Here is a 17,833-nt window from a genome sequence, read left to right as displayed (position 1 = left end):
TGGGCGTGGAGAAAAAAGTGGGGGCGAAGTATAGCAGGGCCGCAGGCCGTGCTTGAATGAAGGGACAGCCATCTTCGGGGAACTCGTCATGCTCTGGTCCGAATCCGCCGAAACCCACGAGGTGTTCAACCAGCCGCCGCCGTTCGAAGGTACTTCTCTCTATCGGAGCGACCCGGCGCTGATCGCCGGTATCGAGCGCTACGGTGGCGCCTGGGGCGCGGCGCAACTGGAGGCCTATGGCGTCATGGCGGGCGGACCGTTGCTGGCGCTGGGCGTCCAGGCCAATCGCCAGGCGCCGGAATTCCACAGCCATGACCGCTATGGTCGGCGGCTCGATCGGGTGGAGTTCCATCCCGCCTGGCACGGGTTGCTGGATGCGGCGGTGAACGCCGGTATTCCCAGCGCGCCCTGGAGCGACCCGCGGCCCGGTGCCCAGGTGGTGCGTGCCGGGCACATGTATTTGCACAACCAGGCCGAAGCCGGCAGCAGTTGCCCGCTGACCATGACCTACGCCAGCGTCGCCGCCCTGCGCCAGGCGCCGGCTCTGGCGGCGCTCTGGCTGCCCAAGGTACTGGCACGAACCTACGACCCGCGCGAGCTGCCGGTGGCCCAGAAGGACGGCGCCCTGCTGGGCATGGCCATGACTGAGAAGCAGGGTGGCACCGACCTGCGTGCCACCACCACCCAGGGCCGCTACCTGGGCGACATGGCCGAGGGGCGGGCCTACGAGTTGCTCGGCCACAAGTGGTTCTGCTCGGCCCCCATGAGCGACGGCTGGCTGACCCTGGCGCAGACCGAAGGAGGCCTGACGTGCCTGCTGCTGCCGCGTATCCGCCCCGACGGCAGCAAGAACTCCTTCCACATCCAGCGCCTCAAGGACAAGCTCGGCAACCGTGCCAATGCCTCTTGCGAGATCGAATTCCGTGGCGCCCTGGCCTGGCAAGTGGGTGAGGAAGGCCGGGGTATCGCCACCCTGTTGCAGATGGTGGCCCTGACCCGCTTCGACTGCCTGCTGGGCTCCGCCTCCCTGATGCGCCAGGCGCTGGCGCAGGCGGTGCACCACTGCCGCCATCGCCAGGTGGGTGGCCGGCCACTGGTGGTGCAGCCGCTGATGACCGCCGTGCTGGCCGATCTGGCGCTGGAGAGCGAGGCCGCCCTGGTGCTCGCCCTGCGCCTGGCCCAGGCCCTGGAGCGGCCGGCGGACGCGCGCGAGCGCCAGCTGCTGCGGCTGTTCACCGCGGTGGGCAAGTTCTGGGTCTGCAAGCGCGCCCCGGCCTTCATCAACGAGGCGGCCGAGTGCCTGGGCGGTGCCGGCTACATCGAGGACGGCAACCTGCCACGCCTGTATCGCGAGGCCCCGGTGAATTCCATCTGGGAAGGCTCGGGTAACGTCCAGTGCCTGGACGTCCTGCGCGCCCTGGAGCGCGAATCCGGGTTGCGCGAGACGGTGCTCGGCCTGCTCGCCGGCAGCGGCGACGCGCGGCTGGAGGCGCGGGTGGCCCGTCTGGGGCAGGCGCTCGCCGGTACGCCGCCTGGCGAGGCCGCGCGCCGGCTCTGCGAGGACCTGGCCTTGGCGCTGCAGGCTCGGCTGTTGCTGGAAGGCGATGCCCAGGTCGCCGAGGCCTTCATCGCCACCCGGCTGCAGGATGGCTCCGGTCGGGTCTATGGTGCGCTACCGCCGGGTGTACCCACGGCTGAACTGGTGGCGCGAGCGCTCGCCTAGTGTGGTGTTTCAGACGTTCGCGCAAGAATTGGCGAATGATTTTTGGGCGGTTCGGCGTTCCGACCGGGCCAGGCGCCTTGACGAGCCATAGCAGGGCTATGCCGAGGCGTGGGAAGGTCGCCAGGACGGTCCGCCGCTGCGGCCAAAAAAGCGCCGCCAAGATTGTGTAGGTTCTGTACGAAAAGTCGCCGAGCGAAGGTTAGGCGAGGCGAAAAAGGCTGAGGAAGCGGAGTTTACGAGTGGTAAATGAGCATTCCGAATGCCTTTTTCAACGAAGCATCACCGAGCGCAGGCATTTTTCGTACAGACCCTAGATAACTGCTGAAAAATCACACTAGGGCTGGGGCTGGATCTTGCCTTCGCACAGCGGCGGTGTGCGTCGCTGGCGTACCAGGCGCTTGCCCAGGGCCATGCCGGGTATCTCGATGTACCTGTGGGTCAGGCAGGCCAGAGCGAGCACCGTGGCGAGCTCCAGTAGCACCAGCAAGTTGTCCAGCAGCGGACTGCCGGTGGCGATGTAGCGGATCATGAAGGGCACCGGGACGTCGTGGGAGGGGGCCACTACCGTGAAGTCCTGGTGCAGCAGCTTGCCCAGCACGATGACGGCGCTCTTGAACACGAAGATCACCGCGGCGTGGCCCAGATAGATCGAGTAGGAGAGCACGCCCAGGCGGACGAAAACGCCATGGTGCAGCACGCTGGAAATCAGCCCACGCTCGAAGGCGAAGGTCAGGATGGTGAAGCAGAACACCAGGCTGGCCAGCACCCCTTTCTTGGCTACCGGCAGATCCGAGGTCATCACCGCGGTGGCGGCGATCAGGCAGGCTACCTCCAGCAGGGTGCCACCGAACTGCTCCGGCTGCCGGGTCTTGATCCAGACGTAAAGGCGATAGGTGCAGGCGCCGCCGAAGAAGCACGACAGCCCACGGAAGATCTCGGTCTTCAACGGCAGCACGGGAAACAGCAGCTGCAGGAAGGCCAGCAGGGCGATCACCAGGAACCATTGGCGGTGGTGACCCTGGCCTTTGAGGACCAGCAGGCCGAAGACCAGGTAGAGGTAGTACTCGATGCTGATGCTCCAGGACGGATAGTTGAACGAGCCGGTGATGGCTTCACCCAGCCAGGACTGCAGCAACAGCAGGTTGGGCAGGAACTGTTCGGGACCGGTGGCACCGCTGAAGGCCGGATCGTTGAAGGTGATACCCAGTCGCTCGGCCAACAGGCGGCCGGTCTCGAGCAGCACATAGAGCGCGAGCATGGCCAGATGCAGCGGCAGGATGCGTGCCGAGCGACCGATGGCGAAGTCGCGGTAGTCGTTCGGGGAGCGCAGGCGGGTTTCGTAGGTGTGCATCAGTACGAAACCGCTGAGTACGAAGAAAAACTCGACGAACAAATAGGCGTTGGCGATCAGCGGGTTTTCCGAGGCGGCCTGGGCGACGTAGGTGTGGAACAGGACCACCGCTACGGCCAGCAGGCCGCGAAAGCTATCCAGCGCGACGAATCTTTCCATGGAACTTCCCTGTGGGTACACGATGAAGGAGGGCAGCGAGTGGCAGTGCCAGCCCTAGGGCGATAGGGATAGCGGCTCGGGAAGGTGAACGAGGGGTGACATGGCATCCTGGCTCTTGTGCATCGCAAGTGGCTTCCAATAGTCGAACTATTACTTGCTGTTACACTTTGATCGCCAAAAGCCCACGAGTTCTTGCTAGGCCCTCCGTGGCCAGGCTTTTTTGTGATTGCAGTCACCGATTTTCGGATAGGTTGTCGCACAACCGCAAGAAGACGCCGCCTGGCTTGCCGGGCGGCGCTTCGCTCAGCGTGGTCCCAGCGTCCGGCAGTCGGACGGCTTGACGTACTTCTGCAGCACAGCCCATTGCGGGCGCGGCTTGCCGTTCACCGGCTCGATGGCCAGCGTGTAGTTGCCCCAGTTGGGACCGGCCGCCCAGTACATCGCCGGGATGCATTCCTGGCGCAGGCGCGCCAGCAGGCGATCCATCGCCGCCAGCCAGCGCGGGTCGTTGTCCGGTACGCCGAACTCACCGATATGGCCACGCTTGCCATGCTGCTTGAGCCAGGTGATGAAGGGCTCGACGCGACGGATTCCAACGTCCGGATCGAAGTCGGTCATGTCCTTCTTGAGGTACTTGCCGCCACCGTCGTTATCGAAATAGACGTGAGCGGAATAGATCAGGTTGTCCGCCGGATCCTTGAGCTCGAGCAGCTTGGCGTTGTAGCGCGGCCAGAGGTAGCTGCTGGACCAGCCATTCCCCTCGACCAGGATCGGTCGGGAACGATCCACCTGACGTACCGCGTCGATGCCGTGCTGGGCCGCGATCGGCCACTGCTCAACCGCGTCATGGGGCTCGTTCATGATGTCGTAGGCGACCAGCGCCGGATGTTGGTGCCAGCGCTGGGCGAGGCGGCGGAGCACGTCGGCATAGGCCTCGTAGGGCACGGCCGGGCTGCCGATGACCTGGCCGCGGTATCTCATGTAGTTGTGCAGATCGAGCACCACGCGCATGCGGTAGCGCTTGGCGTTGTCCAGCGTCTGGTCGATCAGCTTGGCGTAGGTCGGATCGAGGTCCGCGCCGAGACGAGGTTGCAGGCGCTCCCATATGACCGGGAAGCGGATGACCCGGATACCCTTGGCCGCCCAGCGCCGGTAGTGGCCGGCATCGGGAAAGAAGTAGTTGGTCCCTGGCTTGCCCGGCAGGACGTGGGGGGCGAAGCCGGCGCCGGAAAAATTCAGGCCGACCAGGTCGGTGGGGAAGTCCCGGGTATCGGCGGGTGCGGCCGATGCGTTACCGAGGCTGAACAGCAGGACGAGAGGCGCGAAAGCGAATTTCAGGCGAAGCGTCATCGGCAAGGTCCCTGGCAGTGACGGAGGACGGTGATCGCGGGCAGGCGCTGCCCGACTCGCCCATGAGGCCAGAATAGCCGCCGGGAAGTTGCAGTCGTCGTGTTCAGAAGGTGAGGCAGGCAACGTTAATGCCGTGCCAAGACCATGGAATTGCGAGCTGGGTTGGGGCGGAAGGAAGTGGCGGGCATGGCCGCGAGGTGCTCGAATGGCGGCGGAACGGCCGACGCCGAAGGGATCGAGGCGGTCGATGAGCTGCCTGCGACAGCTTTCCGTCCGACGACGGCGCAGGGCAGATCATCCAGCGGTGATCCTCAGCGGCGCAGGCAGATTCCTGCCCATTGCTCGGCTTCGTTGCGGGCCGAGGCCTCGTCGCTGAATTCGGCGATCAGGCCACCGTGGGCATACACCACCACCCAATTTTCCACCTTGGGTTGCAGCAGCAGGACGGGGGCAGGAGACAGGGTAGCGGAGTCCAACGATGCACAAGCCGTCATGTCATTCATAACGTTCCCTTTGAAGTTAGCTCGTTAAATAGTCTGTTGTTATAGCGGTACCAGGAGCGGCATCGAGTGCTGTCACTGGGCCACCTATTGACCTTGAGATGGCTGAATGATCCCTCGACGCGTCAGCCACTCGTCAGAATGATAGAGGGGTGCCAAAACGCTGGCGATGTACTAGCGCACAGAAAGATGTTTCAACCATGACCATACGTCAGCTGGCCTGTGTCCTCTGCCACGAAACCAGGACGGTCGTCCCGGCTGTTTGCGAGGGGTGTCACCTCGACAGTGCCAAGTGGATAACAACGAGGCTATTAAGTTTGCGTACTGCTATCCGATGCGATGAGCTCATGGATACCCGCTTGGGTGCCCGCGTCACCGCAAGTCGACACGGGACGCTCGTTCGTTCGCTATCCCTCTGGCTTCCTGACCGGGGTTGGCATTGAGCCAGCCTATTGGGTTAGCCTGAAAAAGAGTTGGCGAACTATCGACCACGATGGGCGTCAATCACTTCGGTCGAGGCAAAGTGCCATGTCGCTACCCGCGTAGCGGACACCCAAGGGCGCTGCGGACGTTCGCTAGCCGCATCACCCCGTTGGTCCAGCCGGCATCCCTCCATGCCCCGCTGCGTCTCGACCCTGAACCTGGGCAGCCGTCGTGCACCTCGCCCTTGGTGCGAGTTCCGCAATTGGAAGGCACGCGGCCTGTCCGCTCGTTGAAGGAGCCTGACATGGCGAAGTTCAAGACCCTCCTGCTCGGCACGGCCGTGGGAGTGGTGATCCTGGCACTGCTGGTGCACTGGATCGGTATGGATACGCTGCGTACCTATCGCGCAGACCTCTGGTTCTATCTCCAGGCTCATCTCTATCTGGTGGCGCTCTCCATGATCGCGGCACTGCTGGTGGGCATTCCCGCCGGCGTGGTGCTCAGCCGGCCGCGCTTCGCCAGCAGCGCCGAGCGCTTCATGCAGGTGTTCAACATCGGCAATACCGTGCCACCGCTGGCGGTGCTGGCCATCGCCCTGGGCATCGTCGGCATCGGCGACGGCCCGGCGATCCTGGCGCTGTTCCTTGCCTCGCTGCTGCCCATTGTGCGCAACACCTACGAGGGTCTGAGGAACGTGCCCGGCTCGCTCAAGGAGGCCGCCACGGGGATCGGCATGACGCCCAACCAGGTGCTGACCAAGGTGGAACTGCCCAATGCCGTGCCCATCATCGTCGGTGGGGTAAGGGTGGCCCTGGCGATCAACGTCGGCACCACGCCGCTGGTGTTCCTGATCGGCGCCAACAGCCTGGGCAGCCTGATCTTTCCCGCCATCGCCCTGGAGAACCAGTCGCAGCTGCTGCTGGGCGCTGCGGCCACCGCCCTGCTGGCGCTGCTGCTCGATGGCCTGGTGCTGCTCGCCAGTCGCCTCTGGCTGGAACGCGGCCTGGCCCGCTAAGGAGACGAGATGAAGAAGTTGCTTATCGCCCTGGGCACCGCCTGGTTCGGCCTGACCCTGGCCAGTGGTGCCCAGGCCGATCCCATCCGTATCGGTGCCAAGGTCTTCACCGAGCAGGCCATCCTCGCCGAGCTTACCGGCCAGTACCTGGCCAAGCACGGCTACCAGCCGGAGATCGTCGGCGGCCTGGGCAGTACCATCGCCTGGAACGGCGTGAAGAACGCCCAGCTCGACCTCACCTGGGAATACACCGGGACCTCGCTGGTGGCCTACAACCACGTCACCGAGCGACTGGACAAGGACGCCTCCTACCAGCGCGTCAAGGAGCTGGACGCCAAGACCGGGCTGGCCTGGCTGGCGCCCACGCGCTTCAACAACACCTATGCCCTGGCGCTGCCGGAGAAGGTCGCCCGACAGCATCCCGAGCTGAACACCATCAGCGACCTGGCCGGGTTGCTCAAGGCCGAGTCCGGCAAGCGCCACCTGACCGCACTGGACATCGAGTTCGCCAATCGCTCCGACGGTCTCGCCGGCCTGGTCAAGGCCTATGGCCTGACCTACACCCGCGACGACATCCGCCAGATGGACCCGGGCCTGGTCTATACCGCCCTGCGTAATGGCCAGGTGTTCACCGGCCTGGTCTACACCACGGACGGCCGCCTGGACGCCTTCAAGCTCAAGGTGCTCGAAGACGACAAGGGCTACTTCCCCGACTACACCGCCGCGCCGGTGGTGAACGCCGGGTATCTGGCCAAGCATCCGGATCTCGCCGAGTTGCTGAGGCCCCTGGCCGAGAGCCTGGACCAGACCACCATGCGCCAGCTCAACGCCAAGGTGGACATCGAGCGGCAGACGCCGGCCCAGGTAGCCCGCGACTTCCTCGCCCAGCACCCCCTAAGTGGAGGGCAATGACCCATGGATTTCGTCACCTCCTTCAATCACATCGACTGGCTGCAGGTCCTCGAACTGACCCGCCAGCACATCACCCTGGTGGGCGTCGCCGTGACCCTGGCGATCCTGGTGGGCGTGCCCCTGGGCATCCTCATGACGCGCTACCCCTGGCTGGCCGGGCCGCTGCAGGCGGTGGCCACCGTGGTCATGACGCTGCCCTCCATCGCCCTGTTCGGTCTCTTGCTGCCGTTCTACTCCAAGTTCGGCCAGGGCCTCGGTCCGTTGCCGGCCATCACCGCGGTGTTCCTCTATTCGTTGCTGCCGATCCTGAGGAACACCTACCTGGCGCTGACCAACGTCGAACCGGGCATTCGCGAGGCAGGCGCCGGCATCGGCATGACCTTCTGGCAGCGCCTGCGGATGGTCGAGCTGCCCATCGCCCTGCCGGTGATCCTCGCCGGGGTGCGCACCGCCGTGGTCATGAACATCGGCGTCATGACCATCGCCGCCACCATTGGCGCCGGTGGCCTGGGCGTGCTCATCCTCACCTCCATCAGTCGCAGCGACATGGCCACTCTCATCGTGGGTGCCGTGCTGGTCAGCCTGCTGGCCATCGTCGCCGACCTCGTTCTGCAGTGGCTGCAACGCCGCCTCACCCCGCGCGGCCTGCGCAACGCCCATTAAGGAGTCCCAGATGATCGAACTCGACCGCCTCACCAAGACCTTCAAGCAGCACGGCAAGGACGTGACCGCGGTGGATGCCGTGAGCCTCACCGTGGAGGAGGGCCAGATCTGCGTCTTCCTCGGCCCCTCCGGTTGCGGCAAGACCACCACCCTGAAGATGATCAACCGCCTCATCGAGCCCACCTCGGGACGGGTGCTGATCAATGGCGAGGACACCACCGGCATCGACGAGGTGACCCTCAGACGCCACATCGGCTACGTGATCCAGCAGATCGGTCTGTTTCCCAACATGACCATCGAGGAGAACATCACCGTGGTGCCCAAGCTCTTGGGCTGGGACAAGAAGAAGTGCCGCGAGCGTGCCACCGAACTGATGAGCATGGTGCAGCTCGAGCCCAAGCAGTACCTGTCGCGTTATCCGCGCGAGCTGTCCGGGGGCCAGCAGCAGCGCATCGGCGTGATCCGCGCCCTGGCGGCCGAGGCGCCACTGCTGCTGATGGACGAGCCCTTCGGCGCGGTGGACCCGATCAATCGCGACGCCATCCAGAACGAGTTCTTCCAGATGCAGCGGGCGCTGAACAAGACGGTGATCATGGTCAGCCACGACATCGACGAGGCCATCCGCCTGGGCGACAAGATCGCCGTGTTCCGCGGTGGGCGCCTGGTGCAGTTCGATCATCCGGACACCCTGCTGGCCCATCCCAAGGACGAGTTCGTCAGCAACTTCGTCGGCCAGGACAGCACCCTCAAGCGCCTACTGCTGATCCGCGCCGAGGACGCCGCCGACAACGCCCCGTCGATCCAGGCCGAGACCCTGATCGGCGATGCCGTGGAATTGATGGAAGAACACGACCGTCGCTACCTGGTGGTGACCGATGCGGCCAACAAGGGACTGGGCTACGTGCGCCGGCGCGACCTGCGTGGGCAGAGCGGGCCAGTAGCGCCCTTCGTCACTCCGTTCAAGGCCATAGCGGCCTTCGACGAGCACCTGCGCATCCTGCTGTCGCGCATGTACCAGTTCAACAGCTCCTGGCTGCCGGTGCTCAGCGCCGACAACGACTTCCTCGGCGAGGTCACCCAGGAATCCATCGCCGACTACCTGAGCAGCGGCCGTTCACGTGGCAAGACCAGCATCGTCTCGCCGGCGGAGCAGGTGGCGGGGTAGGTCGCGGGAAGCCTATCGGCTCGGAGTCCGTTCAAAGGCCGGGGCGGCCCCGCGAAGACACCTGGGGAAGCGGGTCGGACTCGCGCGAGTTTGCGAGTGGTAAATGTGCACTCCGACGGTGCCGCCCAGGCGGGGCTGGCGCCCCAGCGCCTCTTCAACGCGGTCTGACCGACGCGCAGCGGCCTTCGAACAGGCTCTCAGGGGCGGATCTCGATCAGGGTGCCATCCTTGACCAGGCCCCAGACCTCGCGCATGTCATGGTTGGTCAGGGCGATGCAGCCCTCGGTCCAGTTCAGCGAATTGAAGTACCACTCCGGATACTCCTCGTCGATGGGCGTACCGTGCAGCATGATCATGCTGCCGGGGCGCACGCCGGCCTTCTCAGCCCGCACCAGGTCGTCCCGGTTGGGATAGGAGATGTGCATGGCCAGGTTGAACTTGTCGCTGGTCTTGCGCCAGTCGATCCAATAGAAGCCTTCCGGGGTGCGCTTGTCACCCTCGCGCAGCTTGGGGCCGCGGGGATTCTTGCCCAGCGAGATGCGATAGGACTTCATCACGGTATCGCCGCTGAGCAACTGCAACTGATTGCGCGACTTGATCACCAGCACCTTGTCGATCAGTGGCGCGGCCGGCTGGCGGATCACCGTGACGCTGGTACTGGCCTGAGCCAGCTGGGGAAGCAAGGAACCGCACAGCACATAGCAGAGCGCCAACAACAGGTGCAACGGACGCATGTCGGGAAGATCCTCGGAAGAGCTCAGGCAGGCTTGGGTGCGACCACCATGGGCGCCATGCCTTCATGGCGCAGCGGGAAGACGCCCTGGCGGCGGTCGGCGAAAAAGCATTCTAGTGTTCGCCTGATGGTCGGAAAAGCCAGAGACGACCAGGGGATGTCGGCTTCGTCCAGAAGGCGCACGTCCAGGCTTTCCTCGCCGACGCCGAAGTGGCCGTCGACCAGTTCGCCGCGGAACAGCATGTAGATCTGGTCGATGTGCGGCAGGTCGAAGAGGGTGTAGAGCTCCAGGCCCTGTACGGCCGCGCCGGCTTCCTCGAAGGTCTCCCGGGCGGCGGCCTCGGTGGTGGTCTCGCCGTTCTCCATGAAGCCTGCTGGCAGCGTCCAGTAACCCTTGCGCGGCTCGATGGCGCGCTGGCAGAGCAGGACCTTGCCCTCCCAGGTCGCCAGGCAGCCGGCCACCACGCGGGGATTCTGGTAGTGCACCGCGCCACACTGGCTGCAGACCAGGCGCATCCGGTTGTCCCCGGCAGGGATAAGTTCCTCCAGCAGGCCGCCGCAGTGATTGCAATGCTTCATGGCTCACCCTCGTTTTGCTGCAGTGTGCCGGGGCGGTTACCGGGCCCGCAAGCGATGGCTGGGCTGATGGTCGGACTTGGGATTGCCCCGCGGCCGTGCCATGATCCAGGGGATACGATGAGCAAGGGAGAATTCCGGCGTGGATGAGTTGCTCCAGCGCCTGCGTCACTATCAGCCGCGCACCCTGGGCGGCACCGAAAGCTACCAGGAAGCGGCGGTGCTGGTCCCCATCATTCGCGGCGAGCATCCCGAGTTGCTGCTCACCCTGAGGGCCAGCAACCTGTCCACCCATGGCGGCGAGGTGGCGCTGCCGGGCGGTCGTCGTGATCCCGAGGACGCCGACCTGGTCGCCACCGCCTTGCGCGAGGCCGAGGAAGAGGTCGGCCTGCCGCCGGGGCTGGTGGAGGTGATCGCCCCCCTGAGTCCGCTGGTGTCGCGCTACGGCCTGGCGGTGACCCCCATCGTCGCCCTGATTCCCGATCAGCTCGACTACATCCCCAGCGAAGCCGAGATCGCCGCGATCTTCACCGTGCCCCTGCAGTTCTTCTGCGAGGTGCCGCCGGATTACACCCTCAGGGTCGACCACGACGGCCTGCGCTGGCAGGTGCCCAGCTATCAGTATGGCGAGCACCGCATCTGGGGGCTAACGGCGGTGATCATCGTCGAACTGGTCAACTTGCTGTACGACGCCGGTATCGTGCTCAAGGCACCGCCCAGGCGGGATTGAGCGGTAGGCTCTGTACGAAAAGTCGCCGAGCGAAGGTCAGGCGAGGAGAAAAGCGCTGAGGAAGCGGAGTTTACGAGTGGTAAATGAGCATTCCGAAGCGTTTTTCAACGAAGCATCACCGAGCGCAGGCCTTTTCGTGCAGAGCCTAGCGACAAGGTAAAGGCACATGCCAAGTCGGACGTTAACGGGCACAATGCGCGGCCATTCGAGGGAAGCCGCATGACCACCGCCGATTCACCCGTGCGTTCGCCCTGCGTCCATGTCTGTGCCCTGGACGAACAGGACATCTGCATCGGTTGCCAGCGCAGCGCCGCCGAGATCACCCGCTGGATGTCCATGAGCGACGCCGAGCGCCGCGAGGTGCTGTTGCGCTGCGACGAGCGGGCGCGGGCGGGCGGTGCGGCCTTCCTGACCTGACATCAGCCGGAGAGATCTGTCATGCCCCGTATCGGTACCCCCCTGTCCCCCAGCGCCACCCGCGTGCTGCTCTGCGGCTCCGGCGAACTGGGCAAGGAAGTCGTCATCGAACTGCAGCGCCTGGGCGTCGAGGTCATCGCCGTGGATCGCTACGCCGATGCCCCGGCCATGCAGGTCGCCCACCGCAGCCACGTCATCGACATGCTCGACGGCGCCGCCCTGCGCGCGGTGATCGAGCGCGAGCAGCCGCACTTCATCGTGCCGGAAATCGAAGCCATCGCCACCGCCACCCTGGTGGAACTGGAAGGCGAGGGCTACACCGTGGTGCCCACCGCCCGCGCTGCCCAGCTCACCATGAATCGCGAGGGCATCCGCCGCCTCGCTGCCGAGGAACTGGGCCTGCCCACCTCGCCCTACCATTTCGCCGATACCTACGAGGACTACGCCGCCGCCGCCGAGGCGTTGGGCTATCCCTGCGTGGTCAAGCCGATCATGAGCTCCTCGGGCAAGGGCCAGAGCCTGCTGCGCAGCGCCGAGGAACTCCAGGCTGCCTGGCAGTACGCCCAGGAGGGCGGACGTGCCGGCAAGGGTCGGGTGATCGTCGAGGGCTTCGTCGACTTCGACTACGAGATCACCCTGCTGACCGTGCGTCACGTCGGTGGCACCGCCTTCTGCGCACCGGTCGGCCATCGCCAGGTCAAGGGCGACTACCACGAGTCCTGGCAGCCCCAGGCCATGAGCGAGAAGGCCCTGGCCGAGTCCGAGCGGGTCGCCCGTGCGGTCACCGAGGCCCTGGGTGGTCGCGGTCTGTTCGGCGTCGAGCTGTTCGTCAAGGGCGACCAGGTCTGGTTCAGCGAGGTCTCGCCGCGTCCCCACGACACCGGCCTGGTGACCCTGATCTCCCAGGACCTCTCCGAGTTCGCCCTGCACGCCCGGGCCATCCTCGGCCTGCCGATCCCGGCCATCCGCCAGTTCGGCCCCTCGGCCTCGGCGGTGATCCTGGTGGACGGCGAGTCGCGCCAGACCGCCTTCGCCAACCTGGGCGCGGCCCTGGCCGAGCCCGACACCGCACTGCGCCTGTTCGGCAAGCCCGAGGTCAAGGGTCAGCGCCGCATGGGCGTGACCCTGGCGCGCGACGAAAGCATCGAGGCGGCCCGCGCCAAGGCCGTGCGCGCGTCCCAGGCGGTGAAGGTCGAGCTGTAGCGCCGTTTGCGCGCCACGCAAAAGGGCCCCGCGGGGCCCTTTTTTCATGCGCTGAACAATCTACAGCGACTGATCTCGGGTTTCGCGCATGCACAGCACCGCCACCAGGCTGATGGCCGCCGCCGCCGAGACATAGCCACCCACCCAGCTCAGGCCGCCGGTTTCCACCAGTTGCTGCGCCGCATAGGGTGCCAGGGAGGCGCCGAGGATACCGCCCAGGTTGTAGGCCGCCGAGGCACCGGTGTAGCGCACCCGGGTGGGAAAGATCTCCGGCAGCAGGGCGCCCATGGGGCCGAAGGTCATGCCCATGAGGAACAGCTCCAGGGCCAGGAACAGGCCCACCGCCTGGCTGGAGCCATGGAGCAGCAGCGGTTCCATGGCGAAGCCCGACAGGAGGGCGGCGATGGCGCTCGCCGCCAGCACCGGCTTGCGCCCGAAGCGATCGGCCAGCCAGGCCGACAGCGGCGTGGCCAGGGCCATGAACAGCACCGCGATGCACAGCAGGCCGAGGAATTCCTGCCGGCTGTAGCCGAGGTTCTTCACCCCGTAGCTCAGCGAGAACACCGTGGAGATATAGAAAAGGGCGTAGCACACCACCATGCTCAGGGCGCCCAGCAGCACCGCCTTGCCATGCCTGCCGAAGGTCTCGGCCATGGGCAGGCGCAGCTTTTCCCGGCGGGCCATGGCCTCGGCGAACACCGGCGTCTCGTGCAGCGACAGTCGTACATAGAGGCCCACCACTACCAGCAGGGCGCTGAGCAGGAAGGGGAGGCGCCAGCCCCAGGCGCGGAATTGCTCGTCGTCCAGCAGCAGCGCCAGGGCGAGGAACAGGCCGTTGGCCAGCAGGAAGCCAATGGAGGGGCCGAGCTGGGGGAACATGCCGAACCAGGCACGCTTGCCGGGTGGGGCATTCTCGGTGGCCAGCAGCGCCGCGCCGCCCCACTCGCCGCCCAATCCCAGCCCCTGGCCGAATCTCAGCACGCAGAGAAGTATCGGCGCCCAGACGCCGATACTGGCGTAACCGGGCAGGAGGCCGATCAGGGTGGTGGAGATGCCCATCAGCAGCAGCGAAACCACCAGGGTGGATTTGCGGCCGATGCGATCGCCGAAGTGACCGAACAGCAGCGAGCCCAGGGGGCGCGCCAGGAAGGCGATGCCGAAGGTGATGAAGGCGCTCAGGGTCTGGGCCACGCCCGAGCCCTGGGGAAAGAACACCGGGCCGATCACCAGGGCCGCGGCCGTGGCGTAGACGTAGAAATCGTAGAATTCGATGGCGGTGCCGATGAAGCTGGCGGTGGCCACGCGGGTCGGGGAATTGCGCGGCACCGAGGTGGGCGCGTCGAAGGCGGCAGCGGTCGTGGACATGCAGGGGTACCGGGCAGTCGTTCTTGTAGAAGGCGTCTGCCGGAGCGGCCCGGTGGGGCAGCGGCTGTCCGAGGATGGGGACGGGCGGGACGACCTGATTATGACGTGCCGGGCGCGGCGCGGCTGTTGGCCGGGTCGCGCCGAACGTGGTTCGGTCGCCTGATTATGCGGGTAGTGGAATGACGACTGTCAACGATGCAGGATGAATTCCCGTACCAGCTTGCTGCCGAAGTAGGCCAGCATCAGCAGGATGAAGCCCAGCAACGTCCAGCGGATCGCCCGGTGGCCACGCCAGCCCAGGCGGTTGCGGCCCCACAGCAGGATGCCGAACACCACCCAGGCGATGCAGGAGAGTACCGTCTTGTGCACCAGGTGCTGGGCGAACATGTCCTCGACGAAGAACCAGCCGGAAATCAGCGACAGCGACAGCACTACCCAGCCGGCCCAGAGAAAGCCGAACAGCAGGCTTTCCATGGTCTGTAGCGGCGGGAAGCTGCGGATCAGGCCCGAGGGGTGCTTGCGCTTGAGCTGGCGATCCTGGATCAGCAGCAACAGCGACTGCAGTACCGCCAGGGTGAAGAGACCGTAGGCGATGATCGACAGCAGCACGTGCACCACGATCTTCGGCGAGACGTCCAGCGGCGCCACGGTGCCCGGCGGCACGAACTCCGCCAGCAGCGCGGTCACCGCGCCGAGGGGGTAGATCAGCACCAGCAGCGGTTGCAGCGGCATGCGCAGGCAGCCGATGAGCATCAGCGCGATGGCGGTCGCCGAGATCAGGCTCGAGGCGTCGAAGAAGTCCAGGCTCAGGGTCGGTTCGAGGATCAGTTGCAGATAGACGGCCAGGGCATGGGGCAGCAGGGCCAGGATGCCGGCGCCCAGGACCAGCGGCTTGTTCGAAGGCCGCTTGCGCAGCAGGCAACTGCCCTGGTAGAGGGTCGCGGCGAGGTACAGGACGGCGGCCAGGAGGGTGGGCAGCAGGGCGTGCATGGGTCCGTTTTCAGCAGAGCGGAAAGCAGGCGAGTGTGGCACAGACCGGCCGGCACAGAAAGCCTGGCGGATACCCTGGCCTGGCGGTCTTCGCTATACTCGGCGGTCAGCCGCCGTTTCCGCCCTGGATGTCCGCATGTTCGAGAATCTCACAGACCGCCTGTCACAAAGCCTGCGCCACATTACCGGCAAGGCCAAGCTCACCGAAGACAACATCAAGGACACCCTGCGCGAGGTGCGCATGGCGCTGCTCGAGGCCGACGTCGCCCTGCCGGTGGTCAAGGAGTTCGTCAACCGGGTCAAGGAGCGGGCGGTCGGTACCGAGGTGTCCAAGAGCCTGACGCCGGGTCAGGCCTTCGTGAAGATCGTTCGCGCCGAGCTCGAAGCCATCATGGGCGCGGCCAACGAAGACCTGGCGCTCAACGTCACGCCGCCGGCGGTGATCCTCATGGCCGGCCTGCAGGGGGCGGGCAAGACCACCACCGCGGGCAAGCTGGCGCGCTTCCTCAAGGAACGCAAGAAGAAGACCGTCATGGTCGTCTCCGCCGACGTCTACCGCCCGGCCGCCATCAAGCAGCTGGAAACCCTGGCGGGGGAGGTGGGGGTCACCTTCTTCCCTTCCGACCTCAGCCAGAAGCCGGTGGATATCGCCCAGGCCGCCATCCGCGAGGCCAGGCTCAAGTTCATCGACGTGGTCATCGTCGATACCGCCGGTCGTCTGCACATCGATAGCGAGATGATGGCGGAGATCCAGCAGGTCCACGCCGCCACCAAGCCGGCCGAGACCCTGTTCGTGGTCGACGCCATGACCGGCCAGGACGCCGCCAACACCGCCAAGGCCTTCAACGACGCCCTGCCGCTCACCGGCGTGATCCTGACCAAGGTCGACGGCGATGCCCGCGGTGGTGCCGCCCTGTCGGTCCGGCACATCACCGGCAAGCCGATCAAGTTCATCGGTATGGGCGAGAAGAGCGAAGCCCTCGATCCCTTCCACCCGGACCGTGTCGCCTCGCGCATCCTCGGCATGGGTGACGTCCTCTCGCTGATCGAGCAGGCCGAGCAGACCCTGGATCGCGAGAAGGCCGACAAGCTGGCCAAGAAGCTGAAGAAGGGCAAGGGCTTCGACCTCGAAGATTTCCGCGACCAGCTGCGCCAGATGAAGAACATGGGCGGCCTGGGTTCGCTGATGGACAAGCTGCCGACCATGATGGGTGGCATGAACATCCAGCAGATGGGCAATGCCCAGGGCGCGGCCGAGAAGCACTTCAAGCAGATGGAAGCCATCATCGATTCCATGACCCCGGCCGAGCGCCGCGATCCGGAGCTGATCAGCGGTTCGCGCAAGAAGCGTATCGCCCTGGGCTCCGGTACCCAGGTCCAGGACGTCGGCCGCCTCATCAAGCAGCACAAGCAGATGCAGAAGATGATGAAGAAGGTCACTGCCAAGGGCGGCATGGCCAAGATGATGCGGGGCATGGGCAGCATGTTCCCCGGCGGCGGCATGCCCAAGATGTGATCCCGGGTGCCGCCCGTCGCCAGATGGTCGGCACCCATGAAGAGGCTACGCAGCGCGTCGACGCCAGCGTTGACGCCTCTTCGCGAGCGGCTCGGCACAGGCGCGCGAGCTCGCGGTTCATTCCGTTGCCCCCGGTGCCATCGAAAGCCATTGGCAAACCGGGTGACAGCCCTTAGAATATGCGGCCTTTCGGGCCATGTGGCCCAGTGTGCCCACAGCTACAAGCACCGACTACAGGAACGAAGTTCAATGGTAACCATCCGTCTAGCCCGTGGCGGCTCCAAGAAGCGCCCCTTCTACCACCTGACCGTGACCAACAGCCGCAATGCGCGTGATGGTCGCTTCGTCGAGCGCATCGGTTTCTTCAACCCGATCGCCAGCGGCGCCGAAGTTCGTCTGTCGGTGGACCAAGAGCGTGCCAACTACTGGCTGTCGCAGGGCGCCCAGCCGTCCGAGCGCGTCGCTCAGCTGCTCAAGAGCGCTCAGGCTACCGCCTGAAGATCATGAGTACGCCGACCTCCGCCCCCGACCTGGTGGTCCTGGGCAAGATAGTTTCGGTCTTCGGCGTACGCGGTGAGCTCAAGATCTACTCCTTTACCGACCCGCTCGACAATCTGCTGGACTATCGGACCTGGACGCTGCGGCGCGAAGGCGAGACCCGGCAGGTCAAGGTGCTCGGCGGTCGGTTGCACGGCAAGGTCCTGACGGTTCGTCTGCAGGGCCTGGACGATCGCGAAGAAGCCCGCCTCATGGCCGGTTTCGAGATCTGCGTGCCGCGCAGTGAATTGCCCCAGCTGGGCGCCGGTGACTATTACTGGCATCAGTTGGAAGGTCTCAAGGTGATCAATCGCGAAGGCCAGTGGCTGGGTGTGGTGGATCATCTGCTGGAGACCGGGGCCAACGACGTCATGCTGGTCAAGCCCTGTGCTGGCAGCCTCGACGATCGTGAGCGTCTGTTGCCCTATCTGCCCGACCAGTACGTGCTGGCGGTGGATCTGGCCAAGGGTGAGATGCAGGTCGACTGGGACGCGGATTTCTAATC

General features: G+C 65.4%; 18 protein-coding genes. 11 read left to right on the top strand and 7 right to left on the bottom strand.

Going from position 1 to position 17,833, the window contains the following annotated elements; translation table 11 throughout:
- The first annotated feature begins 88 nt into the window (after positions 1-88).
- Positions 89-1,723 carry an acyl-CoA dehydrogenase family protein gene (locus AR540_RS15720; protein ID WP_059230151.1) on the top strand — a complete coding sequence of 545 codons (1,635 nt, stop codon included), beginning with the start codon at positions 89-91 and terminating at the stop codon, positions 1,721-1,723.
- A gap of 334 nt (positions 1,724-2,057) precedes the next feature.
- Here the strand turns inward: AR540_RS15720 and AR540_RS15715 are convergent, their stop codons facing one another.
- The 3 genes from AR540_RS15715 to AR540_RS25460 all read right to left on the bottom strand — a co-directional run bounded on the left by AR540_RS15715 (position 2,058) and on the right by AR540_RS25460 (position 5,086).
- Entirely contained in the window at positions 2,058-3,233 is a 1,176-nt protein-coding gene (locus AR540_RS15715) for an acyltransferase family protein (RefSeq protein WP_059230150.1), read from the bottom strand.
- A 303-nt stretch (positions 3,234-3,536) separates the two neighbouring features.
- Positions 3,537-4,583 (bottom strand): glycoside hydrolase family 5 protein, encoded by a 1,047-nt coding sequence (locus tag AR540_RS15710; RefSeq protein ID WP_059230149.1) that lies wholly within the window; start codon positions 4,581-4,583, stop codon positions 3,537-3,539.
- Positions 4,584-4,894: 311 nt separating this feature from the next.
- Positions 4,895-5,086: a hypothetical protein gene (locus tag AR540_RS25460; protein ID WP_153014258.1), complete on the bottom strand. Its 192-nt coding sequence runs from the start codon at positions 5,084-5,086 to the stop codon at positions 4,895-4,897.
- Positions 5,087-5,810: 724 nt separating this feature from the next.
- On the opposite strand from AR540_RS25460, the gene AR540_RS15705 reads away from it, so the two are divergent.
- The 4 genes from AR540_RS15705 to AR540_RS15690 are packed head-to-tail and all read left to right on the top strand — an operon-like array spanning position 5,811 to position 9,261.
- Entirely contained in the window at positions 5,811-6,521 is a 711-nt protein-coding gene (locus AR540_RS15705) for an ABC transporter permease (protein WP_059230148.1), read from the top strand.
- Positions 6,522-6,530: 9 nt separating this feature from the next.
- The gene (locus AR540_RS15700) at positions 6,531-7,433 is read left to right on the top strand and encodes a glycine betaine ABC transporter substrate-binding protein (RefSeq protein WP_059230147.1); all 903 of its coding nucleotides are present in this window, start codon (positions 6,531-6,533) and stop codon (positions 7,431-7,433) included.
- A 3-nt stretch (positions 7,434-7,436) separates the two neighbouring features.
- Entirely contained in the window at positions 7,437-8,096 is a 660-nt protein-coding gene (locus AR540_RS15695; protein WP_059230146.1) for an ABC transporter permease, read from the top strand.
- Between the two features lie 10 nt (positions 8,097-8,106).
- Positions 8,107-9,261, top strand: a complete 1,155-nt coding sequence (locus AR540_RS15690) for an ABC transporter ATP-binding protein (protein WP_059230145.1) — start codon at positions 8,107-8,109, stop codon at positions 9,259-9,261.
- A gap of 197 nt (positions 9,262-9,458) precedes the next feature.
- On the opposite strand, the gene AR540_RS15685 is transcribed toward AR540_RS15690, so the two are convergent.
- Both AR540_RS15685 and AR540_RS15680 read right to left on the bottom strand, forming a co-directional pair.
- Positions 9,459-9,932: a L,D-transpeptidase family protein gene (locus tag AR540_RS15685; protein ID WP_442963798.1), complete on the bottom strand. Its 474-nt coding sequence runs from the start codon at positions 9,930-9,932 to the stop codon at positions 9,459-9,461.
- A gap of 86 nt (positions 9,933-10,018) precedes the next feature.
- Complete coding sequence (locus AR540_RS15680) at positions 10,019-10,573, bottom strand: NUDIX hydrolase (protein ID WP_059230143.1); 555 nt, start codon at positions 10,571-10,573, stop codon at positions 10,019-10,021.
- A 139-nt stretch (positions 10,574-10,712) separates the two neighbouring features.
- Here AR540_RS15680 and AR540_RS15675 point away from each other — a divergent pair, with 139 nt between their 5' ends.
- The 3 genes from AR540_RS15675 to purT all read left to right on the top strand — a co-directional run bounded on the left by AR540_RS15675 (position 10,713) and on the right by purT (position 12,920).
- Positions 10,713-11,300: a CoA pyrophosphatase gene (locus AR540_RS15675; RefSeq protein ID WP_059230142.1), complete on the top strand. Its 588-nt coding sequence runs from the start codon at positions 10,713-10,715 to the stop codon at positions 11,298-11,300.
- 219 nt (positions 11,301-11,519) lie between these two features.
- Positions 11,520-11,717: a DUF1289 domain-containing protein gene (locus AR540_RS15670; RefSeq protein WP_059230141.1), complete on the top strand. Its 198-nt coding sequence runs from the start codon at positions 11,520-11,522 to the stop codon at positions 11,715-11,717.
- Positions 11,718-11,738: 21 nt separating this feature from the next.
- Positions 11,739-12,920, top strand: coding sequence for a formate-dependent phosphoribosylglycinamide formyltransferase (gene purT / locus AR540_RS15665; protein ID WP_059230140.1), 1,182 nt, complete (start codon positions 11,739-11,741; stop codon positions 12,918-12,920).
- Positions 12,921-12,980: 60 nt separating this feature from the next.
- On the opposite strand, the gene AR540_RS15660 is transcribed toward purT, so the two are convergent.
- A complete protein-coding gene (locus tag AR540_RS15660) occupies positions 12,981-14,285 on the bottom strand; it encodes an MFS transporter (protein WP_059230139.1) in 1,305 nt (434 codons plus the stop codon).
- A gap of 189 nt (positions 14,286-14,474) precedes the next feature.
- Complete coding sequence (locus tag AR540_RS15655; protein WP_059230138.1) at positions 14,475-15,275, bottom strand: cytochrome C assembly family protein; 801 nt, start codon at positions 15,273-15,275, stop codon at positions 14,475-14,477.
- A 136-nt stretch (positions 15,276-15,411) separates the two neighbouring features.
- Here AR540_RS15655 and ffh point away from each other — a divergent pair, with 136 nt between their 5' ends.
- The 3 genes from ffh to rimM all read left to right on the top strand — a co-directional run bounded on the left by ffh (position 15,412) and on the right by rimM (position 17,831).
- Positions 15,412-16,791 carry a signal recognition particle protein gene (gene ffh, locus AR540_RS15650; protein ID WP_059230137.1) on the top strand — a complete coding sequence of 460 codons (1,380 nt, stop codon included), beginning with the start codon at positions 15,412-15,414 and terminating at the stop codon, positions 16,789-16,791.
- 249 nt (positions 16,792-17,040) lie between these two features.
- Positions 17,041-17,289: a 30S ribosomal protein S16 gene (gene rpsP, locus AR540_RS15645; RefSeq protein WP_059230136.1), complete on the top strand. Its 249-nt coding sequence runs from the start codon at positions 17,041-17,043 to the stop codon at positions 17,287-17,289.
- 5 nt (positions 17,290-17,294) lie between these two features.
- Positions 17,295-17,831 (top strand): ribosome maturation factor RimM, encoded by a 537-nt coding sequence (rimM, locus tag AR540_RS15640; protein WP_153014257.1) that lies wholly within the window; start codon positions 17,295-17,297, stop codon positions 17,829-17,831.
- Positions 17,832-17,833: the final 2 nt, after the last annotated feature.

Origin of the sequence: Pseudomonas sp. EpS/L25 (genome assembly GCF_001512295.1) — a bacterium.
GTDB lineage: Bacteria > Pseudomonadota > Gammaproteobacteria > Pseudomonadales > Pseudomonadaceae > Chryseomonas.
Note: the sequence above shows the minus strand (reverse complement) of the source record. Positions and strands in the feature narration are given on the sequence as shown.